The organism is Arthrobacter antibioticus, from assembly GCF_030063205.1.
GTDB lineage: Bacteria > Actinomycetota > Actinomycetes > Actinomycetales > Micrococcaceae > Specibacter.
In genome coordinates this window covers 65,321-87,406 of sequence record NZ_JASISQ010000004.1, presented here as the reverse complement: position 1 = coordinate 87,406, position 22,086 = coordinate 65,321, and the positions used below count along the sequence as shown (strand labels likewise).

General features: G+C 59.0%; 24 protein-coding genes. 17 read left to right on the top strand and 7 right to left on the bottom strand.

Going from position 1 to position 22,086, the window contains the following annotated elements:
• Window positions 1–27 precede the first annotated feature (27 nt).
• The 5 genes from QMG40_RS10195 (at window position 28) to QMG40_RS10175 (ending at window position 4,579) form a co-directional block, all read left to right on the top strand.
• Window positions 28–498, top strand: coding sequence for an NUDIX domain-containing protein (locus QMG40_RS10195; protein WP_283530946.1), 471 nt, complete (start codon window positions 28–30; stop codon window positions 496–498).
• The gene (locus QMG40_RS10190; protein ID WP_283530945.1) at window positions 495–1,772 is read left to right on the top strand and encodes a Y-family DNA polymerase; all 1,278 of its coding nucleotides are present in this window, start codon (window positions 495–497) and stop codon (window positions 1,770–1,772) included. Before QMG40_RS10195 ends, QMG40_RS10190 begins: the two co-directional genes overlap by 4 nt.
• A 32-nt stretch (window positions 1,773–1,804) precedes the next feature.
• Window positions 1,805–2,221: a ribosomal maturation YjgA family protein gene (locus QMG40_RS10185; protein ID WP_283530944.1), complete on the top strand. Its 417-nt coding sequence runs from the start codon at window positions 1,805–1,807 to the stop codon at window positions 2,219–2,221.
• Window positions 2,222–2,261: 40 nt separating this feature from the next.
• Window positions 2,262–3,401: an FAD-dependent oxidoreductase gene (locus QMG40_RS10180; RefSeq protein ID WP_283530943.1), complete on the top strand. Its 1,140-nt coding sequence runs from the start codon at window positions 2,262–2,264 to the stop codon at window positions 3,399–3,401.
• Window positions 3,402–3,589: 188 nt separating this feature from the next.
• Entirely contained in the window at window positions 3,590–4,579 is a 990-nt protein-coding gene (locus QMG40_RS10175; protein ID WP_283530942.1) for an LLM class flavin-dependent oxidoreductase, read from the top strand.
• 36 nt (window positions 4,580–4,615) lie between these two features.
• Here the strand turns inward: QMG40_RS10175 and QMG40_RS10170 are convergent, their stop codons facing one another.
• The gene (locus QMG40_RS10170; protein ID WP_283530941.1) at window positions 4,616–6,124 is read right to left on the bottom strand and encodes an FUSC family protein; all 1,509 of its coding nucleotides are present in this window, start codon (window positions 6,122–6,124) and stop codon (window positions 4,616–4,618) included.
• Window positions 6,125–6,197: 73 nt separating this feature from the next.
• Here QMG40_RS10170 and QMG40_RS10165 point away from each other — a divergent pair, with 73 nt between their 5' ends.
• Window positions 6,198–6,704 (top strand): MarR family winged helix-turn-helix transcriptional regulator, encoded by a 507-nt coding sequence (locus QMG40_RS10165; RefSeq protein WP_283530940.1) that lies wholly within the window; start codon window positions 6,198–6,200, stop codon window positions 6,702–6,704.
• On the opposite strand, the gene QMG40_RS10160 is transcribed toward QMG40_RS10165, so the two are convergent.
• Complete coding sequence (locus tag QMG40_RS10160) at window positions 6,701–7,630, bottom strand: NAD-dependent epimerase/dehydratase family protein (protein WP_283530939.1); 930 nt, start codon at window positions 7,628–7,630, stop codon at window positions 6,701–6,703. The two genes, QMG40_RS10165 and QMG40_RS10160, sit on opposite strands and share 4 nt — an antisense overlap.
• 141 nt (window positions 7,631–7,771) lie before the next feature.
• Between QMG40_RS10160 and QMG40_RS10155 the strand changes: the two genes are divergently transcribed.
• Window positions 7,772–8,464: a TetR/AcrR family transcriptional regulator gene (locus QMG40_RS10155; RefSeq protein ID WP_283530938.1), complete on the top strand. Its 693-nt coding sequence runs from the start codon at window positions 7,772–7,774 to the stop codon at window positions 8,462–8,464.
• Window positions 8,465–8,562: 98 nt separating this feature from the next.
• A complete protein-coding gene (locus QMG40_RS10150) occupies window positions 8,563–9,144 on the top strand; it encodes a DinB family protein (protein ID WP_283530937.1) in 582 nt (193 codons plus the stop codon).
• Between the two features lie 105 nt (window positions 9,145–9,249).
• On the opposite strand, the gene thiE is transcribed toward QMG40_RS10150, so the two are convergent.
• Entirely contained in the window at window positions 9,250–9,930 is a 681-nt protein-coding gene (thiE, locus tag QMG40_RS10145; RefSeq protein WP_283530936.1) for a thiamine phosphate synthase, read from the bottom strand.
• 135 nt (window positions 9,931–10,065) lie between these two features.
• Between thiE and thiO the strand changes: the two genes are divergently transcribed.
• From thiO to QMG40_RS10125, 4 genes are read left to right on the top strand one after another with little or no spacing between them, the layout of a single operon-like run.
• Entirely contained in the window at window positions 10,066–11,316 is a 1,251-nt protein-coding gene (gene thiO / locus QMG40_RS10140) for a glycine oxidase ThiO (RefSeq protein ID WP_283530935.1), read from the top strand.
• Window positions 11,313–11,552, top strand: a complete 240-nt coding sequence (thiS, locus tag QMG40_RS10135) for a sulfur carrier protein ThiS (protein ID WP_283530934.1) — start codon at window positions 11,313–11,315, stop codon at window positions 11,550–11,552. The genes thiO and thiS overlap by 4 nt, the downstream gene beginning before the upstream one ends.
• A 56-nt stretch (window positions 11,553–11,608) precedes the next feature.
• Window positions 11,609–12,409: a thiazole synthase gene (locus QMG40_RS10130; RefSeq protein WP_283530933.1), complete on the top strand. Its 801-nt coding sequence runs from the start codon at window positions 11,609–11,611 to the stop codon at window positions 12,407–12,409.
• A gap of 23 nt (window positions 12,410–12,432) precedes the next feature.
• The gene (locus QMG40_RS10125; RefSeq protein WP_283530932.1) at window positions 12,433–13,089 is read left to right on the top strand and encodes a 4a-hydroxytetrahydrobiopterin dehydratase; all 657 of its coding nucleotides are present in this window, start codon (window positions 12,433–12,435) and stop codon (window positions 13,087–13,089) included.
• A gap of 71 nt (window positions 13,090–13,160) precedes the next feature.
• Here the strand turns inward: QMG40_RS10125 and QMG40_RS10120 are convergent, their stop codons facing one another.
• The 3 genes from QMG40_RS10120 to QMG40_RS10110 form a co-directional block, all read right to left on the bottom strand.
• Window positions 13,161–13,466 carry a hypothetical protein gene (locus QMG40_RS10120; RefSeq protein WP_283530931.1) on the bottom strand — a complete coding sequence of 102 codons (306 nt, stop codon included), beginning with the start codon at window positions 13,464–13,466 and terminating at the stop codon, window positions 13,161–13,163.
• Window positions 13,467–13,511: 45 nt separating this feature from the next.
• Complete coding sequence (locus tag QMG40_RS10115) at window positions 13,512–13,736, bottom strand: DUF3107 domain-containing protein (protein ID WP_283530930.1); 225 nt, start codon at window positions 13,734–13,736, stop codon at window positions 13,512–13,514.
• A 62-nt stretch (window positions 13,737–13,798) separates the two neighbouring features.
• The gene (locus QMG40_RS10110; protein ID WP_283530929.1) at window positions 13,799–14,437 is read right to left on the bottom strand and encodes a TetR/AcrR family transcriptional regulator; all 639 of its coding nucleotides are present in this window, start codon (window positions 14,435–14,437) and stop codon (window positions 13,799–13,801) included.
• Between the two features lie 109 nt (window positions 14,438–14,546).
• On the opposite strand from QMG40_RS10110, the gene moeB reads away from it, so the two are divergent.
• Window positions 14,547–15,731 (top strand): molybdopterin-synthase adenylyltransferase MoeB, encoded by a 1,185-nt coding sequence (gene moeB, locus QMG40_RS10105; protein ID WP_283530928.1) that lies wholly within the window; start codon window positions 14,547–14,549, stop codon window positions 15,729–15,731.
• Window positions 15,732–15,937: 206 nt separating this feature from the next.
• Here the strand turns inward: moeB and QMG40_RS10100 are convergent, their stop codons facing one another.
• A complete protein-coding gene (locus QMG40_RS10100; RefSeq protein ID WP_283530927.1) occupies window positions 15,938–17,299 on the bottom strand; it encodes a glutamyl-tRNA reductase in 1,362 nt (453 codons plus the stop codon).
• Between the two features lie 162 nt (window positions 17,300–17,461).
• Between QMG40_RS10100 and hemE the strand changes: the two genes are divergently transcribed.
• The 4 genes from hemE (at window position 17,462) to QMG40_RS10080 (ending at window position 22,081) form a co-directional block, all read left to right on the top strand.
• Window positions 17,462–18,517 carry a uroporphyrinogen decarboxylase gene (gene hemE, locus QMG40_RS10095; RefSeq protein ID WP_283530926.1) on the top strand — a complete coding sequence of 352 codons (1,056 nt, stop codon included), beginning with the start codon at window positions 17,462–17,464 and terminating at the stop codon, window positions 18,515–18,517.
• A gap of 45 nt (window positions 18,518–18,562) precedes the next feature.
• Window positions 18,563–20,140 carry a protoporphyrinogen/coproporphyrinogen oxidase gene (locus QMG40_RS10090; protein WP_283530925.1) on the top strand — a complete coding sequence of 526 codons (1,578 nt, stop codon included), beginning with the start codon at window positions 18,563–18,565 and terminating at the stop codon, window positions 20,138–20,140.
• A gap of 73 nt (window positions 20,141–20,213) precedes the next feature.
• Window positions 20,214–20,909: a hydrogen peroxide-dependent heme synthase gene (gene hemQ / locus QMG40_RS10085; RefSeq protein ID WP_283530924.1), complete on the top strand. Its 696-nt coding sequence runs from the start codon at window positions 20,214–20,216 to the stop codon at window positions 20,907–20,909.
• A complete protein-coding gene (locus tag QMG40_RS10080) occupies window positions 20,906–22,081 on the top strand; it encodes a ferrochelatase (protein WP_283530923.1) in 1,176 nt (391 codons plus the stop codon). Before hemQ ends, QMG40_RS10080 begins: the two co-directional genes overlap by 4 nt.
• Window positions 22,082–22,086 lie beyond the last annotated feature (5 nt).

Genomic DNA, 22,086 nt, shown 5'->3' with positions numbered 1-22,086 from the left:
GCGCCTAGTCTGTGAAGGAGTAGCCACATGGCTGAACCATTGGCCCTGATTCCGGTCAGTTATGTGATTTTTCGCCATGCTGCTTCGGTGCTGCTGCAGCTACGCCAAGGAACCGGCTACCAGGACGGGCGTTGGGCTACGGCTGCGGCCGGGCATGTTGAGGCCGGCGAATCCGCTGAGGCTGCCGCAGTGCGCGAAGCGCATGAAGAACTCGGCGTGAGCGTGAGTGCCGAACACTTGCTGCCATTGACAACCATGCACCGCTCCCATCCCCATGGTCCTACCCTTGCCCAACGAGTAGATTTCTTCTTCAGCTGTGAGGCGTGGAGTGGCGAGCCTCGCATCATGGAACCCGCCAAAGCAGCGGATCTACAATGGTTCCATCTCTCCGATCTGCCAGCAGAGATGATCCCGCACGAACGCTACGTGCTTGAACATCTGACCGCCGGAGTTCCGCCGATTATCAGCTTTGGCTTTGGAACGAACGGAAACCCGTGAGTAACGCACGGATTGCGCTGGTAGATGTCAACAACTTCTATGTCTCTTGCGAGCGGGTCTTTGACCCAAAGCTGGAAGACCGCCCCGTCGTCGTGCTTTCCAATAATGATGGCTGTGTGGTGGCGCGGTCTGGCGAAGCCAAGGCCCTTGGGATCGCAACGGGAACGCCATGGTTTCAGATCCAATCTCAAGCCAGAGCATGGGGGCTGGTGGCGCGTTCGAGCAACTACGAGTTGTACGGGGATTTGAGTGCGCGGGTGATGGAGGTGGTGGGCCGTTACGGAACCTGGCAGGAGGTGTACTCGATTGATGAATCGTTCGTTGGGTTAGTTGGGGATGGCGCGCAGCTGCAATCTGCCGGGGATGACATCCGCGCTGCCGTCATGCGCAATGTGGGAGTGCCCGTTTGTGTCGGCGTGGCCACCACGAAGACACTTGCTAAATTTGCCAATCGGATTGCCAAGCAAAATCCTGGGTTCGGAGGTGTCTGTGCTCTTGACACAATGCCGCAGGCGCAGGTGGCCGCCATCCAGGCACGTGTGCCCGCGTCCGGGCTGTGGGGTGTTGGCGGGAAAATCTCGGCGCGGTTGAAGCTGATGGGCATCGAGAGCATCGCAGATCTCAAGGCCGCGGACCCGTCACTCATCCGCAAGAAATTCTCTGTGGTGCTCCAGCGTACCGTCATGGAGCTCAATGGCACCGAGTGCATTGCCCATACGCAGGAACGGGCAGACAAACAGCAGATCATGTTTTCTCGCAGTTTTTCCACTCCCGTGACCACCATTCAGGAGATGGAAGAGGTCATGGCTGTTTACGCACAACGAGGAGCGGTGAAGCTGAACGAGGAGGGTATGCGGGCTGCAAGCATGACAGTTACGGCCGGAACCAGTCGCTTCGCCGGTGGCGAGGGAAGCTTTCCGGCCGTAACAATTCGCTTTGCCACACCCACCCAAGACCCCATTGTGCTGATCCGCGCCGCCGTAGCTGCCATGCGAGAAAGTGCCATTCCGGGAGCGTCCTACCTGCGTGCCGGGGTCATGTTCCACGGCCTTGAGCCGGTGATGGGCCCCGAAGTCCTTGACGTATTTGGGGTGGGGCCGGAACAACCCAACGTGGGGGACTTATTGGGTGAGGTGCGGAATAAATTTGGCAGCACCGCCATCGGCATCGGCGTGGGGGGTCTTTCAGATGCACCGAGTTGGTCCATGAAGCGCGAACTCTCGTCTCCTCGGTACACCACGGAATGGAAAGAGCTGCCCGTGGTCCGGGCGTAAGAATACCCCGGTATCCTATTAGACTCAGCCCCATGGCTTTTTCCAAAACCCTAAAGACCCGGCGCATTGCACTGTTCATCGCGGCGACGGATATTGCCGTTCTGGGATTGGCGATCCACTTCTTTGTCCCAGGCGAGATGGCAAGCCTGATCACCGACGGTCTTTACACGGTGCTTCTGTACTTGGTGCTGGCGCTAATCTTGCCCAAGGTGGCCCGGCATTGGCTGGCACTGGCGGCTTTTGCCATCAGCACCCTCATCGAGTGTGCCCAGCTAAGCGGTGTGCCCGAACAACTTGCGGTGAGCTTCCCGCCGTCGCGCCTAATTTTTGGCACCACATTCTCCGTACTGGACCTCATCGCGTACGCCGTGGGCGCCGTGGCTGTCTACTACGCGGATAAACTACTCTCACAGCGCGCAGTCCAGTGGCGCGCAGCACAGCCGGAATAGCGCACCGTCGCGGCAGGTTCCCTCACGGTAGGAGGAAAACATGTTGGACGTGGTGATTATTGGGGCCGGTCAAGCCGGACTGTCGGCGGCATATTATCTGGCCCGACACGGGCTTCGGCCCGAGACCGACTTCGTTGTGCTCGATGCAAACCCCGCGCCAGGTGGGGCATGGCTGCACCGCTGGGATTCCCTCACGTTAGGGGCAGCGCACGCCGTTCACGACCTGCCCGGCATGAGACTTCCGCCAGCCAAGGCCACCGAGCCTGCCTCAGAGGTGGTGGCACGCTACTACGCCAACTATGAACGAACCTTTGGCCTGCCCGTGCACAGGCCCATTAAGGTAACGTCCGTGCGCTCGCTTGCTCCTGGACTTGGCACCGGCCTTTCCGAGAACGACGGCGACTTACCTGCCCACACTGTCAGCGAGCCGTTGGTGGTGGAAACTGACTCCGGAGACTTTATTACGTCCTTGGTGGTCAATGCCACCGGCACCTGGGACAAGCCGCATTGGCCTTATTATCCGGGCGTGGATGAATTTACTGGGCCGCAGCGCCATACCCATGACTTTAGATCCGTTGAAGATTTTGCCGGGCAGCGGGTGTTGGTGGTTGGCGGCGGAACCTCTGCAGTGCAGTTTTTGTTGCAATTAGCCCAGGCAGGAGTTCAAACGGCGTGGTCAACGCGGCGCACGCCTGAATTCACGGCACGCCCGTTCGATCCTGCGTGGGGCCGTGATGTTGAAGCCCGCGTTAACGCACGTACCTCTGCTGGGCTGCCGCCATCGAGTGTTGTGAGCGTCACCGGCCTGCCTTTAACACAGCAGTACCATAACGGAATTGTTGCCGGAATTCTGGTGTCACGGGGTCCCTTGCAGCGGGTCTCCGATGAGGGTGCAATATTTTCTGACGGGAGCACGTTTGCCCCTGATGCCATTTTGTGGGCCACCGGATTCCGTGCCGCTATGGACCATTTGGCGCCCCTGAAACTGCGTGAACCAGGCGGAGGCATAGTGATGGACGGGGTAAAAGTGAGCAGAGAACCGCGGCTATTGCTGGTGGGCGATGGGGCATCGGCCTCCACGCTGGGCGCTAACCGGGCAGGGAGGGCCGCAGCGCTGGCAGCACTTGAGTGGCTCAGTCTCGATGCGGCCGCCCCAGAGAGGAGCGATCATTCCAGCTGATACAACTAAAGGATTCTGATGTGAGCGAGGGTCGGCCAAAAATGAACGTGGAGTGAGCGAGGGTGGGCAATAACACGACGCGGAGTGAGCGAGCGTCGGGGTGGGGGAGTGAGGGGCGCCACGAATGGAAATATCCTGACGTGGCCGGAGGTTGGCGCTAAGGAAACCCCATTCGAAAGGTAGCAACCATGTCACTTCCTGTTTCCATCCTTGACCTCGCCCACGTGGGCGAGGGCGGCATTGCTGAGAGTTTCACCTCATCCGTGGAACTGGCGCAAAAGGCGGAAGGGTGGGGTTACACACGGATTTGGTTTGCTGAACACCACAATATGCCCTCTATCGCCTCTTCAGCGACGAGTGTTTTGATTGCCCACGTGGCCGCCCAAACGAAGTCGATCCGCCTTGGTGCTGGCGGCATCATGCTGCCCAACCATTCACCCCTGCAGATCGCCGAACAGTTCGGAACCTTGGAGACACTGCACCCGGGCCGGATCGACCTTGGACTAGGCCGTGCCCCGGGTAGCGATCAAAACACCATGCGTGCGCTGCGCCGGGATCCTTCCGCTGCTGATACTTTCCCCTCCGATGTGCAGGAACTGCAGGCATACTTTGAGGGCCAGACGCGCATTTCAGGCGTTAATGCCTACCCGGGGAAGAACATGAACGTACCGCTGTACATTCTGGGATCCTCGCTGTTTGGTGCACGGTTGGCCGCAGCGCTGGGCCTGCCTTATTCCTTCGCCTCTCACTTTGCGCCACAGGCACTTGAAGACGCTGTGCGCATCTACCGCCGTGAGTTCAAACCGTCCGCCGCACTGGCTAAGCCGTATGTGATTGCTGGCGTCAACGCCATTGTGGCCGACACCCAGGAAGAGGCGGACCGCCTGGCACTGGAGGCTAGGCGGCGTAGGGTGGTTTCCCTAGTGGGCCGTGGACAAGAATTTACCGCAGCCGAAATGGACTTGCTACTCGATTCCCCAGCAGGCCAGCAGGTAGCCAACATGTTCCGCTACGCCGCTGTGGGAACACCATCGGTGGCTCGCGCGTACTTGGATGAATTTGCCCTCAAGGCCGACGCCGATGAGCTCATTGTGGCCACACAGGTCACTGAGCGTGAAGCATGGATCCGGAGCTATGAACTACTGGCGGGTGCGATGGGCCTGGCGCCGCTGGCCTAGTGTGTAGGCTGCCGAGTCAGTGTGGCGGCTGCCGAGTCAGTGTGGCGGCTGCCGAGTCGCTATGTGGTGTTGATCGGCCAGTGAAATACTGATCGCCGCCACGAGGACGCCAATAACTACACCCACCAGGGTGTCTGCCACCCGGCTTAAAGCAGCTTCGGGCCCTAGCTGAGATCCCATACTCGTCATGATCAGCGCCATGGGTGTGACGGCAATGGTGGTCAGTGTGTAATTTTTCATGACCAATAGTTCGGCGAGGACCTGAAAAAGTACCACCATGGCAACTGAGGGCCAAAAGCCCAAGGAAAGTCCAAGGAGGGCAACGGCTAAAGCAGCTCCAACCACATTGCCTACCATGCGCTGGATGCCTCGCTGGAGTGTGAAGCTGTAGTTCAGTCCCTGCAAAGCTGCCACAGCTCCCATGGAGGCCCACAACGGATGTTCAAGACCCAGTCCGGCCGCGGCCCATCCCGAGAGAGCCGAGGCGGCAGCGATGCGTAATGCTTGGTGGACGCTTGCCCGGGAACCGAGCCCTGCCCGGGCAACCACCAGCAAACTTGGTGCTGTTGTTCTGCCATCGGCTGGTGGGCTCAGAGAAGGCAATAGGCTCAGGGAAGGCAATGAGCTGTGGAGGGCAGTAGTGCCGAATGTGCCACGTATCTTTCGCAGTTCAGCTTCATGATGGGATAAAAGGGTAAGAGCGGCGGTAGTGGCAGGTGCTTCCACTAGGTCCAGTGCGGCGTAGGCCTCATCCAGCAAGAGATTCAGCTGCTCCCCGTGGTGGGAAAAACTCATCGAACGGACCGTGCGGCTGTGCAGATGTTCGGAGCTGACCGCTACTGACTCCCGGGCAGTATGTAAGGCTGCGAGGGCAGCGGTGCGGGCCACGGCTCGGGAGGTACCGCCGCTGTTCATCCCAGAATGACTTGCATTACCCAGGCTCACCACGGCGGCAATAGCGCGGGCCACGGCCAGCCGGGCAGGACCCATGGGAAAGGCCAAAACCGGGGCCATGGCAACAAGCCAACCAACCGCAGCGCCAATTCCCAAAGCCGCAACTGCGCGCGGAACCGCAGAAAAACTATCCGCATAACCCGAACCTGCGGCAGCCGCGAAGACCATAATGACAGCCCCCGGACCCGTGATGTGAAAAGCCGAGAAGGTGTGGGAAGCCAGCGCCGCGATAGCTGAAAGTACCAGGATCTGCACACTAAAAGGCGCGCCCAAAGCGCCTAGTAGTGCACCGATCCCTGTCGAGATCAGCAGTGCTGACGCCACAATGATAAGCATCAGCGAAAGTCGCCGATAAGGCTGATAGCGGCCAAAAGCGCTTGTCAGTGCGCCCAGGGCGGCGATCCCTGCCAGCTGTTCGTGGCCTAGCAGTCCACCAGCTACTAAAACAAGACTTCCCGCAATGCCAACCTTGATGGCCGGAACAAAAACGGCATCGGTGGGCCGCAACACGAAGGATTTGCGCCAGGTTGTGGGCGCCACTGAATGAGCCAAGGCGTTGCCAATGTGGTGAAAGCGGGAGGAAAGGGGCATCTTTTTATTCTACAAGTAATTTACTAGTAAATTAAAAAGTATGAGCTGTGAGAGTTGTCTCTAGACTGGAATCATGAACGAGCAGGCAGCGCCCAAGGACTTTGTAGACCGTGCCAGGGAAGGTTGGGAGCGGTCCCGGCCGGATCTGGATGTTGGCAGCATTGAAATTATGGGGCGCATCGGCAGAATTGGCGCACTGTCCTCCCAAAGGGCGGGTCATGGATTGTTGCCAGCGGAAGTGACGCGGGCCGAATTTGACGTTCTCTGTACCTTAGCCCGCGCCGAATCACCCCTGCGGGCAAGTGAAATTACTGCTTCGACCATGCTTAGTGGTGCCTCAACATCCAAAAATACCGACCGTTTGGTTAAGCGGGGACTCATTGAGCGGCTCCCTTGGGAACGCGACGGCCGTGTTGTACTCATGCGCTTAACTCCACAAGGACGGGAACTGGTAGATAGCGAGCTGCCACGCCTGCTGCGCAGTGATCAAGAAATGCTCGCAGGGCTCACCGGCAAGGAGCGCGAACTCCTGGCCGTCCTGCTTCGCAAGGTTGCCCTGAGCGTTGAGGCGATAACCTAGCGGCGTCTTTGCCACCACTGCACAGTCTGCGCGGCAGCCGCATGGAGAGGCGTGGGGGAGAGGTTCAAGAGCTTCTCAGTGGCCAGGGAGTCCATTATAAACGGGGCCTGAAACTGATACATCATCTCAGTGAGCTCCCTTGTGTCCAAGGAGAAAATGCCTGCCATGGAAACCGCCCACCCCGGGAGGGATCTCACTTTAGGGAGCTCGACTCCGGCGGCAGCGGCAAAAGCCGAGGCAAGCTCACGCTGAGAGATGGCCTTGTTGCTAGGTGCATGCAGCACTGTGTTCCACGTTGCCGGCAGTGAAGCCGCGCGAACCATTGCTGCGGCCAGATCCGGGACATACGTGAATGAGTGCGGGATGGTGCTGCTGCCTAGGAGCTGTAGGGGCTTGCCTGTCAGGATGCGATGAACCATACGCTCGCCAGCATGGGCCCCGCGTACCAGCGGACCAAAAAAATCGGAGGCCACCACGCTCACTGTGGGAGTTTTCGAGGCGGCTCGAGCGGCCAGCAGCTCTGTGCGGACCCCGCGCTTGCCTCCGCTTGCCGTGCGCGAGCTGGTCTCGGTCATAACTTTTTCCGGGGTGTCATAGGCGTAGAGGCTTTCCGGGAAAACCACGAGCGCACCCGACTCTCCCGCCACGGCAAGGACCGTGCGTTCCGCGCCCGGCAACTCCTTGCGCCAGGTATCTGCCCTGTACTTTGAGCCATGAATGCAATGGAAGACGGTGTCAGCATCCCCCATCGCGGTGTGCAATTGTGCGGGTTCGCTAACGTCAACCCGGCGACGCTCTATCAAGGGGTGTTCCGGGCCCGAGCCTGAACGGGTCAGTAACCGCACGCTATGGCCGGCACTGGCAAGTTGCAGGGCCACGGTGGCGCCAACGGGTCCTGCCCCAGTGACAATTTTAACGTTTTCCATGAGGTCTCAATTCAGGTAATCTTTCATCTTTTCAGTAAAGAGCGGTGCTCTCGCTTTAACTATCAAGCCTACGGGTTGAAATTGTCAAGAGCAGTGCTCACTTAAGTTGACGGTGGTCTCGAATAGTCTGAGAATAGAGCTATGAGCCAAACACCGCGGGAACGGGCGCGAACGCAAACCATGGCGGAAATCCTCACCATTGGGCGCCATCATCTTGAATTGCACGGCGCCGCTGGGCTCTCACTCCGGGCCGTGGCGCGTGACCTAGGTGTAGTTTCTTCTGCTGTTTACCGGTATGTAAAGAGCCGGGATGAGCTGCTGACTCTCTTGGTGGTGGATGGCTACAACGCACTGGGTGACGCCGTGGATGCAGCAGTTGGCGCGGTACCCCAAAATGATTTCTCAGAGCAATTCCGAGCGTGGGGTGGAGCTATTCGGCAATGGGCTTTGGCTGAGCCGGCGCGCTATGGACTACTTTTTGGTTCACCTGTGCCAGGTTACGACGCCCCGGCGGAACAAACGACCCAACCAGGCACGCGGGTTGTGGTTTTGCTCATACAGATTCTGCAACGTGCCTACGAATCCAAGGCTCTGACGGCTCCTGTCAAGGAAGGAAGTCCACCGCTGGCTGCTGATTTCGAGCTAATCAGGGCGGACATGGAAATGAGCGTCCCAGACCATGTTTTTGCTTCGGGTGCATTGGTGTGGGTATCCGTTTTTGGAGCTGTGAACTTTGAAGTGTTTGGCCAGTATGGAACATCGACGTTTAGCGATCCAATAGCTCTTTTCGAGTCGCATATGAAGTTGCTGGAAGAATTGGTTGGCTTGCGGTAGCGTCCTAGCCACCGACAGTGCCACCTGGCTGGCCAGCGCTGCGGTCATGCCACCATGCAGCGATACTCCGGAGCGATGATGAGCAAAAAGTGGGCACCATGAATGAAAAAGATGATCTCCTGAAGTACCTGCGAAGTCAGCGGGCAAACCTGCTGGCAAAGCTTGAGGGACTCAGCGACTATGACGTCCGCCGGCCGATGACGCCCACAGGAACAAATCTCTTAGGCCTTCTCAAACACGTGGCCAGTGTCCAGTTGGGATATTTAGGCGTGGTTTTTGACCGTCCCAGCAACAGAGAAATGCCATGGCTAGCAGCCGGTGCACCCCAGGACAGCGATCTGTGGGCCGGACCCGACGAGAGCCGCGCGGACATTCTTGAACTGCATGAATTCTCCGCGTTGCACAGCGACAGGACCATCGAATTGCTGACGCTGGACACCGTGGGTGAGGTGCCCTGGTGGGATCCTGCGAGTCGGCAGGTGACACTGAGCCGGATCATGGTCCACGTGTGCGTTGAAACCGCCCGGCACGCCGGCCACGCGGATATCCTGCGCGAGCTCATTGACGGGGCAACGGGTAATGGGCCGCTGGATCGAAACACCTCAACTCGTACGGCGGAAGAATGGTCTGCTTATCGAGCGGAATTGGAGGCTGTTGCCAGCCGCCACCGGCTCAACTAGACCGGGCCCCTTGGCAGGATCACTCTTGGCAGGATCACTCTTGGCATGAGGTCTCTTCGCAGGAGGTCCATCAGCAACGAGCGTGGCTGCGCGGCGTTGTGAAAGTTACCCCAGTGCGGGTAGCCGGGAGAGCAGTTCTGCGGCAGCCGCCGTCGGATCTTGGGCGTCAGTAATGGCCCGGACCACAACAATGCGAGACGCGCCAGCGTCCACCACCTGATCAACGTTGCTTAGATCCACCCCGCCTATGGCAAACCAAGGCTTGGTGGTGTGCAGGGATGCGGCGTGCTCAAGCAAGGAAAGTCCCACGGCGGCACGGCCCGGTTTGGTGGGGGTGGCCCATAGCGGTCCCACGCAAAAGTAATCGGCGTTCGGGTCGGCAGCAGCTGCGGACACTTGCTTGGTGTCATGGCTGGAAAGCCCCAGGGAAACACCTGATCCCACGAGTGAACGCGCGGCTGGCAACGGCAGATCCTGCTGGCCCACATGGAAAACGGGGGCACCGCTGAGCATGGCAATATCGGCACGATCGTTCACGGCCCACAGTTTGCCGCACTCCTGCGCCACAGAACGCAAAACTGTTAGCAACTCCAGTTCCTGAGCGGCCTCGATGGACTTATCGCGCAACTGAATGATGTCCACTCCGCCGGCGAAGGCAGCCTTCAGGAAATCGGCAAAGTCGCCCTGTTTTTCCCGTGCATCGGTGCACAAATAGAGTCTGGCGTCCTTGAAGGAAGTGGCGGGGGTTTTCGCTGTGCTGTCATGGATGACCGATAATCTGCTCATGTCTCATAGACTAGTGCAGTACCGCGGGAGCCAGTGAAGCTGGTTGAGAGGGCGCCGAAATGTGCCGACCGAAATACGTCCCGTGCGGGCGTGGAACCTGATCCGGATCATGCCGGCGTAGGGAAGGAGAGCGTAGTGGCAACTTTTGAAGCCCAGATTCTGAGCACCGACGTGGCTGTCATTGGTGGCGGCATTATTGGACTGGGCATTGCGTGGGAAGCCCAGAAAGCCGGGCATTCTGTGAGCATTATTGACCCGGCACCCGCCACCGGAGCCACTTTTGCGGCCGCCGGAATGTTGGCTCCCGTGAGCGAACTGCACTATCAAGAAGATGACCTGCTGGAACTCACACTAGCCTCGGCTGCACGCTGGCCAGCATTTATGGCCGCCATTCCCGAATCTGGCCATACAGGCTTCAACACGTCTCCAACACTGGTACTGGGCGCAGACCCAGCTGACCGCAAGGCGCTGGCCGACCTCCGCGAGGTCCAAACCCGTCATGGTTTGGAGGTATCTCAGCTGAGCATCCGTGAAGCTCGCGTTCTTGAACCAATGGTGGGGCCACATATTTCTTGCGCCTACAAAGTAGAAGCCGATCATCAGGTGGATCCGCGAGCCTTGGCTGCAACACTACGAGTGCAACTGGTAAAAGCCGCCGTCGCGGCCGGCCGGAACAGTGCAGAGCAGACATTCATTGACCAGTCCGCTACGGCTTTGCTACACAAAGATCCCAGTAACTCGCACTCGCCCGTGACAGGGGTAAAACTGGCGGACGGCCGTGTTGTTCATGCCAACGAGGTCATTGTGGCCAATGGGTTGGGCGCTCCGGAACTTCACGAGCTGCCGGAGGGCCTCAAGCTGCCTGTCCGTCCCGTATACGGAGACATCCTGCGCCTTCGGGTTCCCAAACATCTTCATCCGCTGACCACCGCAACTATCCGCGGACTGGTTCGTGGGCTGCCCGTCTATATAGTGCCGCGGGCCGATGGGAGCGTTGTCATTGGCGCCAGTAGCCGTGAAGACGGATCCGCCGGTGTCAGTGCGGGCGGAGTTCACCAGCTCCTCCGTGACGCCCAAGTGCTCTTACCTGCCGTGGCCGAACTGGAATTACTTGAAATGAGTGCCCGCGCCCGCCCCGGCACCCCGGACAATGCGCCGCTGTTGGGACGAGTTGGTGACGGCAATGGCAGGGACATTCCCGGGCTCATCATCGCCACAGGCTTCTTCCGGCACGGAGTCCTGCTGACGCCCATAGCGGCCCACATCACCCGACAATTGCTGGGCAACATCACAGATCTGGCGTGGGAACAGTTCCGCCCAGACCGTTATTCACCTGCACTGCAGCACTCCCGTCCTGCGGGCACACCTTCTAAGGAGTCACCATGACCACCATTAATATCAACGGCACTGCGCAGCCTTACACGGTTGGAACCACTGTGGCGGATCTTGTGTCAGTTATAACAGGGAAAGTATTGCTGCCCTCTGGGCAAGCGGCCGACGGCGGACGGCTGGGTGTTGCTGTAGCCCGGAACGCCGGAATTGTGCCACGCAGTCAGTGGGCTGCCACAGCAGTTGAAGTCAACGACGAGTTTGAAATTGTTGCAGCTGTGCAGGGCGGCTAACCACAGGTTGGAATAAATATCATGTCAATCAACCCCATTTTTGAAAGTGAAAGCTCATGACTGAACCCCTTACCCACCAAGACGCTCTGATAATTGATGGTGTGGCACTTGGCTCCCGGCTCATTATGGGCACTGGCGGGGCGCCAAGTCTGGCAGGACTTGGCGCTGCACTGATTGCTTCCGGCACGCAGCTGACAACTGTGGCCATGCGCAGGTATTCGGTGGATCCCCATGGCGAATCAGGGACAAACCTGTTCCAGCTACTGGTGGAGAACAGTATCCGTGTGTTGCCCAACACCGCCGGTTGCTTCACCGCGCGGGAGGCTGTTATGACGGCAGAACTGGCGCGGGAGGCCTTGGAAACGGACTGGGTGAAGCTGGAGGTCATTGCTGATGAACACACGCTTCTGCCCGATGCCCTGGAATTGGTGGAGGCTACTGAGCAGCTGGTCAACCGCGGGTTTAAAGTCTTTGCTTATACCAATGACGATCCTGTCCTAGCGCTCCGGCTGGAGCAGCTTGGCGCCGCCGCTGTCATGCCCCTGGGTGCACCGATAGGCACGGGACTTGGCATCTTGAACCCGCACAATATTGAATTGATAGTCTCCCGCGCTAACGTGCCTGTGGTGCTCGACGCCGGAATTGGCACAGCTTCGGATGCCGCGTTGGCTATGGAGTTGGGTTGCGATGCCGTCTTGTTGGCCACCGCGGTCACCCGGGCACAAAATCCTGTCATTATGGCCCAGGCCTTTAAACACGCCGTGATCGGTGGCAGACTGGCAGCACAGGGCGGCCGCATTCCCAAGCGTGCCCACGCCTTGGCGTCGTCAGCGATGGATGGCCGCCCTGACCTGTAACCACCTCTGCAAGGGAGGCCCCCATGGCCGCGAACGATTCACTGACCCGTGCTCAAATCGATGCTGAACTGAGGGAGCTTCCGCAGTGGCGGTATCGCCTAGGTGGGCTGGCAACGGTACTGAAGTCTCCGACGTCGGCCATTGCTTTGGAACTTTTTGCGATCATTGGCCAGGAGGCCCAAGCCGCGAGTCACCACCCGGACGTGGACTGGCGCTATGATACATTGTTTGTGGTTCTCACCTCGCACGACGCCGGCTCCAAGGTCACCGCGCGCGATGTGGCCCTAGCTGCCAGGATTTCCGCAGCCGCACAAACTTGCGGAGCCGTAGCGCAGCCCGAACGTCTGCGCAGTGTTGAAATTGCCATGGACACAGAGGATCCATCGGCAGTTGCTGCACTGTGGTCTGCCGCCCTTGGTTTTGATGCCGGCGGGAACGATGATTTGAGGGATCCTTCGGGGCGGCTGCCCACGCTGTGGTTTCAGCAAACTCAGAGCCCCAACGCGAACCGTTTTCACTTTGATATCCAAGTCCCAGCCAGTGAGGCGGCGCAAGTACTGACTGCCCTGGAGAAGGTTGGTGCCACCTTGGACCGCTCAAACGCTCCGGCGTTTGTGATCGCCACCGATGTCCAAGGGAACCGGCTGTGCATTTGTACCGAGGAAGGCCGTGATTTGTAGCCACCGTTGGCGCAAAAAATATGCGCAAGACTCAAAGTGAGTCCTGCGCATATTTGTACTAAACACTAGAGTCAGTGCATCGATAAAATTGTGTTGGTCTTTTCCACTTGGCGATTATGCCGGGTACGGCCCACAAAGCCCGCTACAGCCCAAGCAACGCCGCCGCCAACCACCATCGAAAGGATCCATGGGATCCATGCCGTGGCCGTGTCGTTGCCAAGACCAGCAGCCATGGTGATAACCCACATCAGCAGTGAAGCGGACACGGCTGCCCCTGCAGGCAAAACGGCACCGAAGGTGTGCCGGTACTTGTCAACCGCCCAAGCAATAGCACCGAGTGCGCCGGAAGTCAGGGCAATAATGACCAATGCAACCATGGAATCTGATCCGTATCTTTTTACTAAAGCAGTAACTTTGGGGTGTTAGAGAGCACCAAAGCCAACACCGCGGGCTTTTTCGCCACCGAGTTCAACGTATCCCAATGCACTCCCCGGAACAATGACGATCCGTCCCTTTTCATCCTTGAGACGCAGCTCAGAACCTTCGGCCAGCGCCGCAGAAACCAAGGCGGCGACGTCGTCGGCGGTTTGCTCGGATTCAAGGACGATTTCTCGGCCAATGTTTTGGATGCCGATCTTGATTTCCACAGATGTCTCCTCGGTGCAGACTGCCAATAAATGTATGTACAAACCACTCTAGGGCTAGGTGGTCAGGATTCCTTGGGGAAGCGGCTAATTCCGCGCCAAGCTAAACGATAGACAAGATCGCTGGCGACCTCGATGTCAAGATCGCCTTTTTCTTCAAGCCAGTAGCGGGCGCTGACCTGTGCCATCCCGGCTAACGCCCTGCCTAGAAGAGTTGCCTCTACGGGAGGAAGCTTGGTGTCCTCCGCAATGACTTTGCCGATGGCGTCTGCGTAGTTCGCATTGAACGTTTCCAAGCGTGCCGCAACTTCGGCGTCGTTTACCAAATCCGATTCAAACACGAGTCTGTGGGCCTGGTCATCATTGGCCATGAAATGAAAGTAAGCCTTCATGGTGGCTTGAACACGCAAATTGTTGTCGCTAGTGGAATTAAGAGCCGCCACAAGCATTGTGGTTAACGCTTCCAAATGACTGTCCAAAAGCGCCAAGTACAGTTCACGCTTGCTGGGGAAGTGCTGGTAAAGCACAGGTTTGCTAACCTTCGCGGTTTCTGCGATCTCATCCATCGCGGCACCGTGATATCCGTGGTTTACAAAAACTTCCAGTGCGGAGGCGAGCAGTTGCGCCCGGCGTTCATCGCGTGGGAGGCGGGTCGGTTGTGTGCGTGCGGCGGGGCGTCCCTTGGCTGAGGAATCTAAACTCATTGCGACAGCCTTTCTCTCCGTTGACCCAATAGAAGGCACATGGTTGGTTTATGTCATTCTACCCATCGGTAATGCTCCAAGCCGTGCAGGTGGGACTAGATTATTGAGTATGGTTTCCTTGATTCAGCCTTTGACCGCCACCAAGCCGCACTCTGAGGTGGCACTTCCGCCGTTGGTTGAACCGGGGCCGCCCTTGGGGCCGGAGGAGTTGGAACGGTACTCACGTCACGCTTTAATTCCGGAGATTGGTTTGGAAGGTCAGCAGCGCTTGCGCAATGCGCGCGTCTTGGTCATTGGGGCGGGTGGCTTGGGATCACCGGCACTGCTTTACTTGGCGGCCGCCGGTGTAGGCACTTTAGGCATCATTGACGATGACAGCGTTGAACTGAGCAACCTGCAACGCCAAGTGATCCATGGTGTCAGCGACATTGGCCGCACCAAAATAGATTCCGCCAGAGAATCTATTCTGAACCTGAACCCTGGCGTCAACGTGATTCTGCATCCCGTGCGGCTCGATTCCACTAACGCGCTGGAGATTTTTGCTGATTACGATCTGATCCTTGATGGTGCAGATAACTTCGCCACCCGATACCTTGTCAACGACGCCGCCGCACTGTTGGGCAAACCTTATGTGTGGGGATCGATTCTGCGCTTCGACGGTCAAGTTAGTGTTTTTTGGGAAAAATTCGGACCCAACTACCGGGATTTGTACCCCGAGCCGCCAGCTCCAGGCACCGTGCCATCCTGTGCCGAGGGTGGTGTTTTTGGCATGTTGTGCGCCTCGATCGGCGCCATGATGGTTACAGAGGCGGTGAAACTCATCACAGGGATCGGCCAGACTTTGCTTGGCCGCCTGCTCATTTTTGATGCATTGACATCACGGTGGCGGGAAATCCGGATCGCCAAGGATCCGGCGGCTGAGCCCATCACGGAACTTGTTGACTATGAGATTTTCTGCGGGCTGGTTCCTGCCATGAAGAACGGCAACGAACTGATCTCCGCCGATGATCTTACCGAGCGGTTATCTCGCCGGGACCAAGGTGAGGATGACTTTGTGCTCATTGACGTTCGCGAACCGGTGGAATTTCAGATAGCTCGCATCCCGGGATCGGTGCTGATTCCACTGGCGGGTATTAGGGATGGCTCTGCGCTGGATCAGGTTCCGCACGGGGTACCGCTCATTCTGCATTGCAAGGCCGGCACCCGCTCGGCCCAAGCGTTAGCGAGCCTGCAAGCGGCAGGTTATGCCGACGTCGTCCATTTGGACGGTGGGATTGACGCCTGGGCAAAGTAACCGACGTTGACATTGGAGATAATGACACCTCGGCGCGAACTGCTGGTCAGCGGTGGGAGGGTGTATGAAATCAGACGTCATGATCTCCAATCTCGGCGGGGTGGGGGTGTGGTGATCTCCAATCTCGGCGGGGCGCAGACGTCATGATCTCCAACCTCGGCGGGGTGGGGGTGTGGTTATCTCCAACCTCAACAGGGTGGGAGAGGTTAGCCTGCGGCTTCGTCGCCGATTCGATCGGTCACGGCTAGGCCAATGACCTCAGGAGAGATCTTCAATCCATACAGGGCATCCAGAGCCGCTAGGTAGCTCTCGGAGTCTCCGGTGGCTGCCAGTTCCTTGGCGCGAACAGTTGGCACATGCAGGAGCTGCTTGACCATCCGGCGCATAGCAAATTCAACTTCTTGGGTTGCGGCCGAACAACCGTGCTGTTTGCGAACTTTGGCAAGTTCATCGTCAAGAACTGACATGGTGTGACGGCGCAGTGCCACGATGGCGTGGTCCAGTGAACGGGCGTTTTGAGACTGCTCAAAGTTCAAGGTGGCATCGGCAACCATGGCGGAGGCGTCCGCCAATGTTGCCGCTTGTTCGGCGGGAGCTGCTTGACGCACAGTTTCAAGTGTCAGCAAGTCAACGCCGGAAAGGTCTGCAATGTCAGGGGCAAAGTCGTGCGTCAGCGCAAGATCGATGGCTGTGAGTTGGTGGGAGCTGTCACGGCGCATGGCCGCCAGATCAGCTCGCGAGAGCTGGTGATCTGATCCGCTGCAGCCAACCAGGAGCGAAGCCTGTGCAACGGCCTCGCCTAAGGAGTCATTATCCAGAGCAGTGCCGCCGCGTGAAGCCACGAACGTCTCAGCGCGGCCAGAAGCTGAGTAGACGGAAATATCTGAACATCCGCGCTGCCTCAGCTGCGCCATCGCGGCACCCGCATAGGCGCCGGTGCCGAACAGCACAGCTGATTTCCCTGTCAGGGAACCGGCCTCAGAAAGCACGTCGGCCACAATGATGCTAGCCGGAGAAAGTTTCGGAGTTAAGTCTTGGAGTTCAGCGGCAAGATCCAAGGCAACGGAGACAATCGACATGCCCCTGCGCCCGAGTGCCGTTTGGGCACCTACATCCTTGGCGGTCTTGGCTGCGGCTTGAAAAAGTCTGACCAGCGGGGCCGTGGTGACGCCCAGATCCTGCGCCATGCTCAGGGCCCGCCTAACCTGGCCGGCAATCTCGCGTTCTCCTACAACCGCTGACTCCAGCCCAGTGCTCACGGCAAAAAGATGCCGGGGGACTGCGTCGGAGTGCAGTGTGGAAAGGGCCAGGGATACTTGGGCCTCCGCCAAACCCGAGTGCCGGCTAACGGATTCAATGAGTGAACTGCGAGCAGACTCGACTTCCTCAGCGCTGCGGGCGTGGACATAGAGCTCGTAGCGGTTGCACGTGGCTAATGTCACCATGCCGGCGACTGGGTTGTTTTTTTCCACAATTTCAGCACTGACTGCCGCGGCGCCGACGCTTAGGCGGGCAACGGTTTCCAAGTCAATGGCGGTGTGCGAGGCAACAAGAGAAAAGAGAACCACAATTTCAATATGGTAGACCCTTAACCTGATGGTTTATGGACAGGCAACCCTAATATGTCACTAAGAAACTGTGATTCCGCTGACATGGTGAACTTTCGAATGAGCGCCACGGTGACAGTTTGTGCACAAGATAGCCCCAGATTCGCTCTGTATGGTGGTGCCATGACACTGAGCCCAAGCCACCCCATGATGGATGGCCGCACCGCCAATTCCCCCCTGATCACGGCCTACCGGGGTGGCACACCTAGCCGCCGCCCTATTTGGTTCATGCGCCAAGCCGGACGATCGCTGCCTGAATACCGTGAACTGCGCGTGGGCACCACCATGCTGGAATCCTGCCTGAAGCCGGCCATGGCAGCCGAAATTACGCTCCAGCCCGTACGCCGCCACGATGTTGACGCCGCCATTTTCTTTTCCGACATTGTCATTCCGCTTAAGCTTGCTGGCGTCGGTGTGGACATTGTTCCCGGCGTGGGCCCGGTTTTGGACAAACCCATCCGCACCGCAGAAGACATTGCGAACCTGCCTGAGATGAGCGATTCCTCGTTGGATCCCATCCGCGAGGCAGTGGCCCTAACAGTGGCGGAGCTGGGTAGTACCCCACTGATTGGCTTTGCCGGAGCCCCGTTCACGGTGGCCGCCTACATGGTTGAAGGCCGCCCCTCCCGCGACCACCTTGGGCCGCGGACCATGATGCATGCCCGCCCCGAACTATGGGCTGAACTGATGAACTGGGCAGCTGACGCGTCCGGGAAGTTCTTGCGCGCGCAGATCGAAGCCGGTGCTAGCGCTGGCCAACTTTTCGATTCCTGGGCCGGGTCGCTGGGGCTTGCCGACTACACCGAACATGTTGCCCCGGCGTCGGCCAGGGCCTTGGATCATGTCCGTGACCTGGGTGTTCCCCTGATCCACTTCGGTACAGGGACCGGCGAACTCTTGGGCGCTATGCACAATGTTGGTGTGGACGTTATGGGCGTGGACTACCGCCTGCCCCTTGATGAGGCCAACCGTCGTCTGGGTGGCAACGTTCCCCTACAGGGCAATATCGATCCGGCGCTGCTCAGCGCGCCGTGGGAGGTGCTTGAGGCGCACGCTCGTGAAGTTATTGCTGCGGGCTCCACAGCGCCCTCACATGTGCTGAACTTAGGTCATGGAGTGCCGCCGGACACAGACCCGACGGTGCTGACCCGCCTGGTGGAGCTTGTTCACTCCATCTAGCACCAACCTGTACCCGCCATACCCGAACCAGCTGTAAGGGACACCATGGAAAACCGCAAAATTGCTGCCAAAGCCCATAAGCCGCAGAGCCACCCGGCGCCGAATCAAGCAGTAGTTGTGGGCGGCGGCATCTCAGGTTTGCTTGCCGCGAAGGATCTGCAGGGTGCCGGTTTCCAAGTGAGTATTTACGACGCCGCTGCCACCTGGGGTGGGTGCGTGGCCCAACATGAGGTGGCCGGGGTGGTGTTGGATGCGGGTGCGGACTCATTCGCGACCCGGAACACGGCAGTGGCTGAGCTGGCTGCAGAGCTTGGGTTGGCCGATAAAATAGTCACGCCGAACCCGGCTGGGGCGTGGGTGTGGCTCCCGGATGGTCCCGTGCCGCTTCCTCGAACCGGAGTGCTGGGCATCCCTTCTGACCTCAGCGCGCCCGAAGTCCGCACGGCGCTGGGTGCCTCTGGGGTACTTCGGGCGGCGTTGGACGCCAAAATGCCTGTGAACATTGGCACCACCGAGGCCGTGTCAAGCATTGCCGAGCTTGTCCGGGCGCGCATGGGCAAGCGGGTGCTTGAGCGGTTGGTGGCCCCCGTGGTGGCAGGGGTGCACTCGGCCGATCCTGAACTGTTGGATGTGGACATGGTGGCGCCGGGCCTGCGTGCCGGCATCCGGGAACACGGTTCTTTGGCCGCAGCCGTGGCTGCGCAGCGGGCAGGTGGCAGCAAGCCCGGTTCCGCTGTTGGCGGGCTCGACGGCGGCATGCACACTCTGGTTACCACGCTGGTGGCGCAGCTGCGTGAGGCGGGCGTAGCCATGCATGCAGGTCACCGGATCAGGGCGGTATACCGTGGTGACACCGGACCCTCCGAAGCCACGGGCGGGGAAAGTTCTGCGCTCGCTACGGCTGCCGCGAAAGCCTCGGACCCGGTGTACGACGGCGGTGGAGACTCCCGTTGGATCGTGGAGTGGGAGCATGGCACCGAGCAAGGTTTTGAGGCGGCGGAGTTGCTGGTGGTCTCTACGGATGGGCCCACAGCTGTGCAGCTTTTGAGTGCGGAGTTGCCGCACCTGCTGCCCCTGGCGCCAGCCGCTGGGCCCGATATTCGCCTTGTCACGCTGGTGGTTGATGTGCCAGAACTTGATTCTGCTCCCCGAGGCACGGGCGTGCTTGTAGCCCCCGGTGTTGCAGGGATCAAAGCCAAGGCGTTGACTCATGCAACAGCGAAATGGGAGTGGCTGGGCAATTCCACCGGCCCGGGAACCCACGTCATTCGGCTTTCTTACGGCCGGGCCGGAGTCAAGGCCTCGGATGCCGTGCGTCTGACACCCAAGACTCTCAGGGAGGAAGACTTGATCCCCACAGCGTTGGCGGACGCCTCCGCCCTTCTGGGTGTGCCGGTGACCGAGTCGGATGTTCTGGGTGCGGATATTATCCGGTGGCAGGGCGCCTTGCCGTTTGCCGCCGTCGGGCATCAGGCAAAGATGGCCCAGATCCATATGCTGGCCAATGAGGTCCCCGGCCTGGCACTGACCGGCGGATGGTTGAGTGGCAACGGGCTGGCGGCCGTGGTCAGCGGCACGCGGCGGCAAATTCGGGCTGTCATTGACAGCTCAAGCAGAATGTAACGTTCCTCACTTTCTACGCAATGTAGAGAAGGTAATTTTAACTTTGAGACCGAATAGGGGCATGCTAGAAACCATGAGCCACACAAACGTAGAATCTGTCACCAAAACTCCCGCCGAGACTCCGTTCACCCTCTGGACCGTTTTCAAGCGCACGGGATCCTTCGCTGGAGGGGCCGCTGAGGTTGCCGAATTTGAGGCACTTGAAGCATCCCTGGCCGCCGAGAGCATCACCTTGCGCGGCAGCTACGATGTATCCGCTATGCGCAACGACGCGGACGTGATGGTTTGGCTTGTCGGTGCCGATGCGCAGGGCTTGCAGCGAGCTGTGCGCAGCATCCGGCGGTTGGGTTTGTTCGCCAGCACGGAAATTGCCTGGTCAGCCATGGGCGTTCACCGCGAGGCCGAGTTCGCCAAGAGCCACGCCCCGTCCTACATGAGCGCCAAAGAACCAAAGAACTGGGTCTGCGTTTACCCGTTTGTGCGCTCTTACGACTGGTACATCTTGCCTTCCGAAGACCGCAGCCGCATGTTGCGAGACCACGGCATGCTGGGGCGCGATTACCCGCAGGTTTTGGCAAACACAGTGTCGGCCTTCGCCTTGGGCGACTGGGAATGGCTGCTCGGCCTGGAAGCCGATGAGCTAACCGATCTTGTTGACATGATGCGCACCCTGCGTGGCACCGATGCCCGCCTGCATGTGCGTGATGAAATTCCTTTCTACACGGGCCGTCGCATTGACGCTTCCGAGATTGCCGAGGTCCTGAAGTGAGTAACCGAGTAGTAGCCCCCAAACAATACGACGCGATCCTCCTGGCCTCCTTTGGCGGTCCCGAGGGCCAGGATGACGTTCTGCCCTTCCTGCGCAATGTCACCCGCGGCCGAGGCATCCCGGATGAGCGCCTTGAAGCGGTGAGCCATCACTACCGCGCCAATGGCGGGATCAGCCCCATCAATGCGCAAAACCGCGCGCTCAAGGCTGCCCTGGAAGCTGAACTGGCTGCCCGCAATATTGACTTGCCGGTTCTGTGGGGCAACCGTAACTGGGATCCCTACATCCCCGCAGTGCTGAAGGATGCGTACGACGCCGGTCACCGCCGACTTCTGATGCTCACCACGAGTGTTTACTCCTGTTACTCCAGCTGCCGCCAATACCGCGAAGATATTGGCATTGCGCTGACCGAAACAGGGCTGGATGGCAAACTGGCAGTGGATAAAATTCGCCAATATTTTGACCACCCCGGATTTGTGGAGCCATTCATTGAGGGAACGGCTGCATCGCTTGCGAAAGTTCGCCAGGAACTGGCCGCCGCCGGCACACCTGAGGCACCCGTGCACGTCATGTTTGCCACGCACTCCATTCCCACCCGGGATGCTGAAGCGGCTGGCCGCTCGGAACTTCAGCCACGCAGCTTTGAGCAGGACTCCGCCTATGTGGCGCAGCACCTCGCCAACGCTGAGGCCATCATGGCAAGAGTTGACCCTGAACAGGAGTGGTCACTGGTATACCAGTCCCGCTCCGGTGCACCGCATGTGCCGTGGTTGGAACCAGATATCAATGACGCCCTGGCTGAAAAAGCGGCTGCCGGGATTGCCGGTGTAGTGGTGGTTCCGCTGGGCTTTATTAGCGACCATATGGAAGTCCTCTGGGATCTAGATACAGAAGCCAAGGAGACGTGCGCCGAACTGGGCCTGGCCTTTGACCGGGCGCCCACACCAAGCACGCACCAAAAGTTCGTTGAGGGTCTGGTAGACCTGATCTGCGAACGAACCATTGAAAATCACATCACCGACCGGCCCGCCATGACCGATCTTGGACCCTGGTATGACATCTGCAACCCGGGCTGCTGTGCCAACTTCCGTGGCGAAAAACCCGCTATTTCCGAAGTGGGTAGCACTGTGGGTGTAGGCCTTGTTGGTGCCGGCGCTCAGGGAGATTCCTAACTTCC

Excerpts from the sequence above, each read along its gene's own strand:
- QMG40_RS10195 (WP_283530946.1), top strand. The coding sequence starts at position 28 with ATGGCTGAACCATTGGCCCTGATTCCGGTCAGTTATGTGATTTTTCGC.
- QMG40_RS10185 (WP_283530944.1), top strand. The coding sequence starts at position 1,805 with ATGGCTTTTTCCAAAACCCTAAAGACCCGGCGCATTGCACTGTTCATC.
- QMG40_RS10180 (WP_283530943.1), top strand. The coding sequence starts at position 2,262 with ATGTTGGACGTGGTGATTATTGGGGCCGGTCAAGCCGGACTGTCGGCG.
- QMG40_RS10175 (WP_283530942.1), top strand. The coding sequence starts at position 3,590 with ATGTCACTTCCTGTTTCCATCCTTGACCTCGCCCACGTGGGCGAGGGC.
- QMG40_RS10170 (WP_283530941.1), bottom strand. The coding sequence starts at position 6,124 with ATGCCCCTTTCCTCCCGCTTTCACCACATTGGCAACGCCTTGGCTCAT.
- QMG40_RS10165 (WP_283530940.1), top strand. The coding sequence starts at position 6,198 with ATGAACGAGCAGGCAGCGCCCAAGGACTTTGTAGACCGTGCCAGGGAA.
- QMG40_RS10160 (WP_283530939.1), bottom strand. The coding sequence starts at position 7,630 with ATGGAAAACGTTAAAATTGTCACTGGGGCAGGACCCGTTGGCGCCACC.
- QMG40_RS10155 (WP_283530938.1), top strand. The coding sequence starts at position 7,772 with ATGAGCCAAACACCGCGGGAACGGGCGCGAACGCAAACCATGGCGGAA.
- QMG40_RS10150 (WP_283530937.1), top strand. The coding sequence starts at position 8,563 with ATGAATGAAAAAGATGATCTCCTGAAGTACCTGCGAAGTCAGCGGGCA.
- thiE (WP_283530936.1), bottom strand. The coding sequence starts at position 9,930 with ATGAGCAGATTATCGGTCATCCATGACAGCACAGCGAAAACCCCCGCC.
- thiS (WP_283530934.1), top strand. The coding sequence starts at position 11,313 with ATGACCACCATTAATATCAACGGCACTGCGCAGCCTTACACGGTTGGA.
- QMG40_RS10130 (WP_283530933.1), top strand. The coding sequence starts at position 11,609 with ATGACTGAACCCCTTACCCACCAAGACGCTCTGATAATTGATGGTGTG.
- QMG40_RS10125 (WP_283530932.1), top strand. The coding sequence starts at position 12,433 with ATGGCCGCGAACGATTCACTGACCCGTGCTCAAATCGATGCTGAACTG.
- QMG40_RS10120 (WP_283530931.1), bottom strand. The coding sequence starts at position 13,466 with ATGGTTGCATTGGTCATTATTGCCCTGACTTCCGGCGCACTCGGTGCT.
- QMG40_RS10110 (WP_283530929.1), bottom strand. The coding sequence starts at position 14,437 with ATGAGTTTAGATTCCTCAGCCAAGGGACGCCCCGCCGCACGCACACAA.
- moeB (WP_283530928.1), top strand. The coding sequence starts at position 14,547 with ATGGTTTCCTTGATTCAGCCTTTGACCGCCACCAAGCCGCACTCTGAG.
- hemE (WP_283530926.1), top strand. The coding sequence starts at position 17,462 with ATGACACTGAGCCCAAGCCACCCCATGATGGATGGCCGCACCGCCAAT.
- QMG40_RS10090 (WP_283530925.1), top strand. The coding sequence starts at position 18,563 with ATGGAAAACCGCAAAATTGCTGCCAAAGCCCATAAGCCGCAGAGCCAC.
- hemQ (WP_283530924.1), top strand. The coding sequence starts at position 20,214 with ATGAGCCACACAAACGTAGAATCTGTCACCAAAACTCCCGCCGAGACT.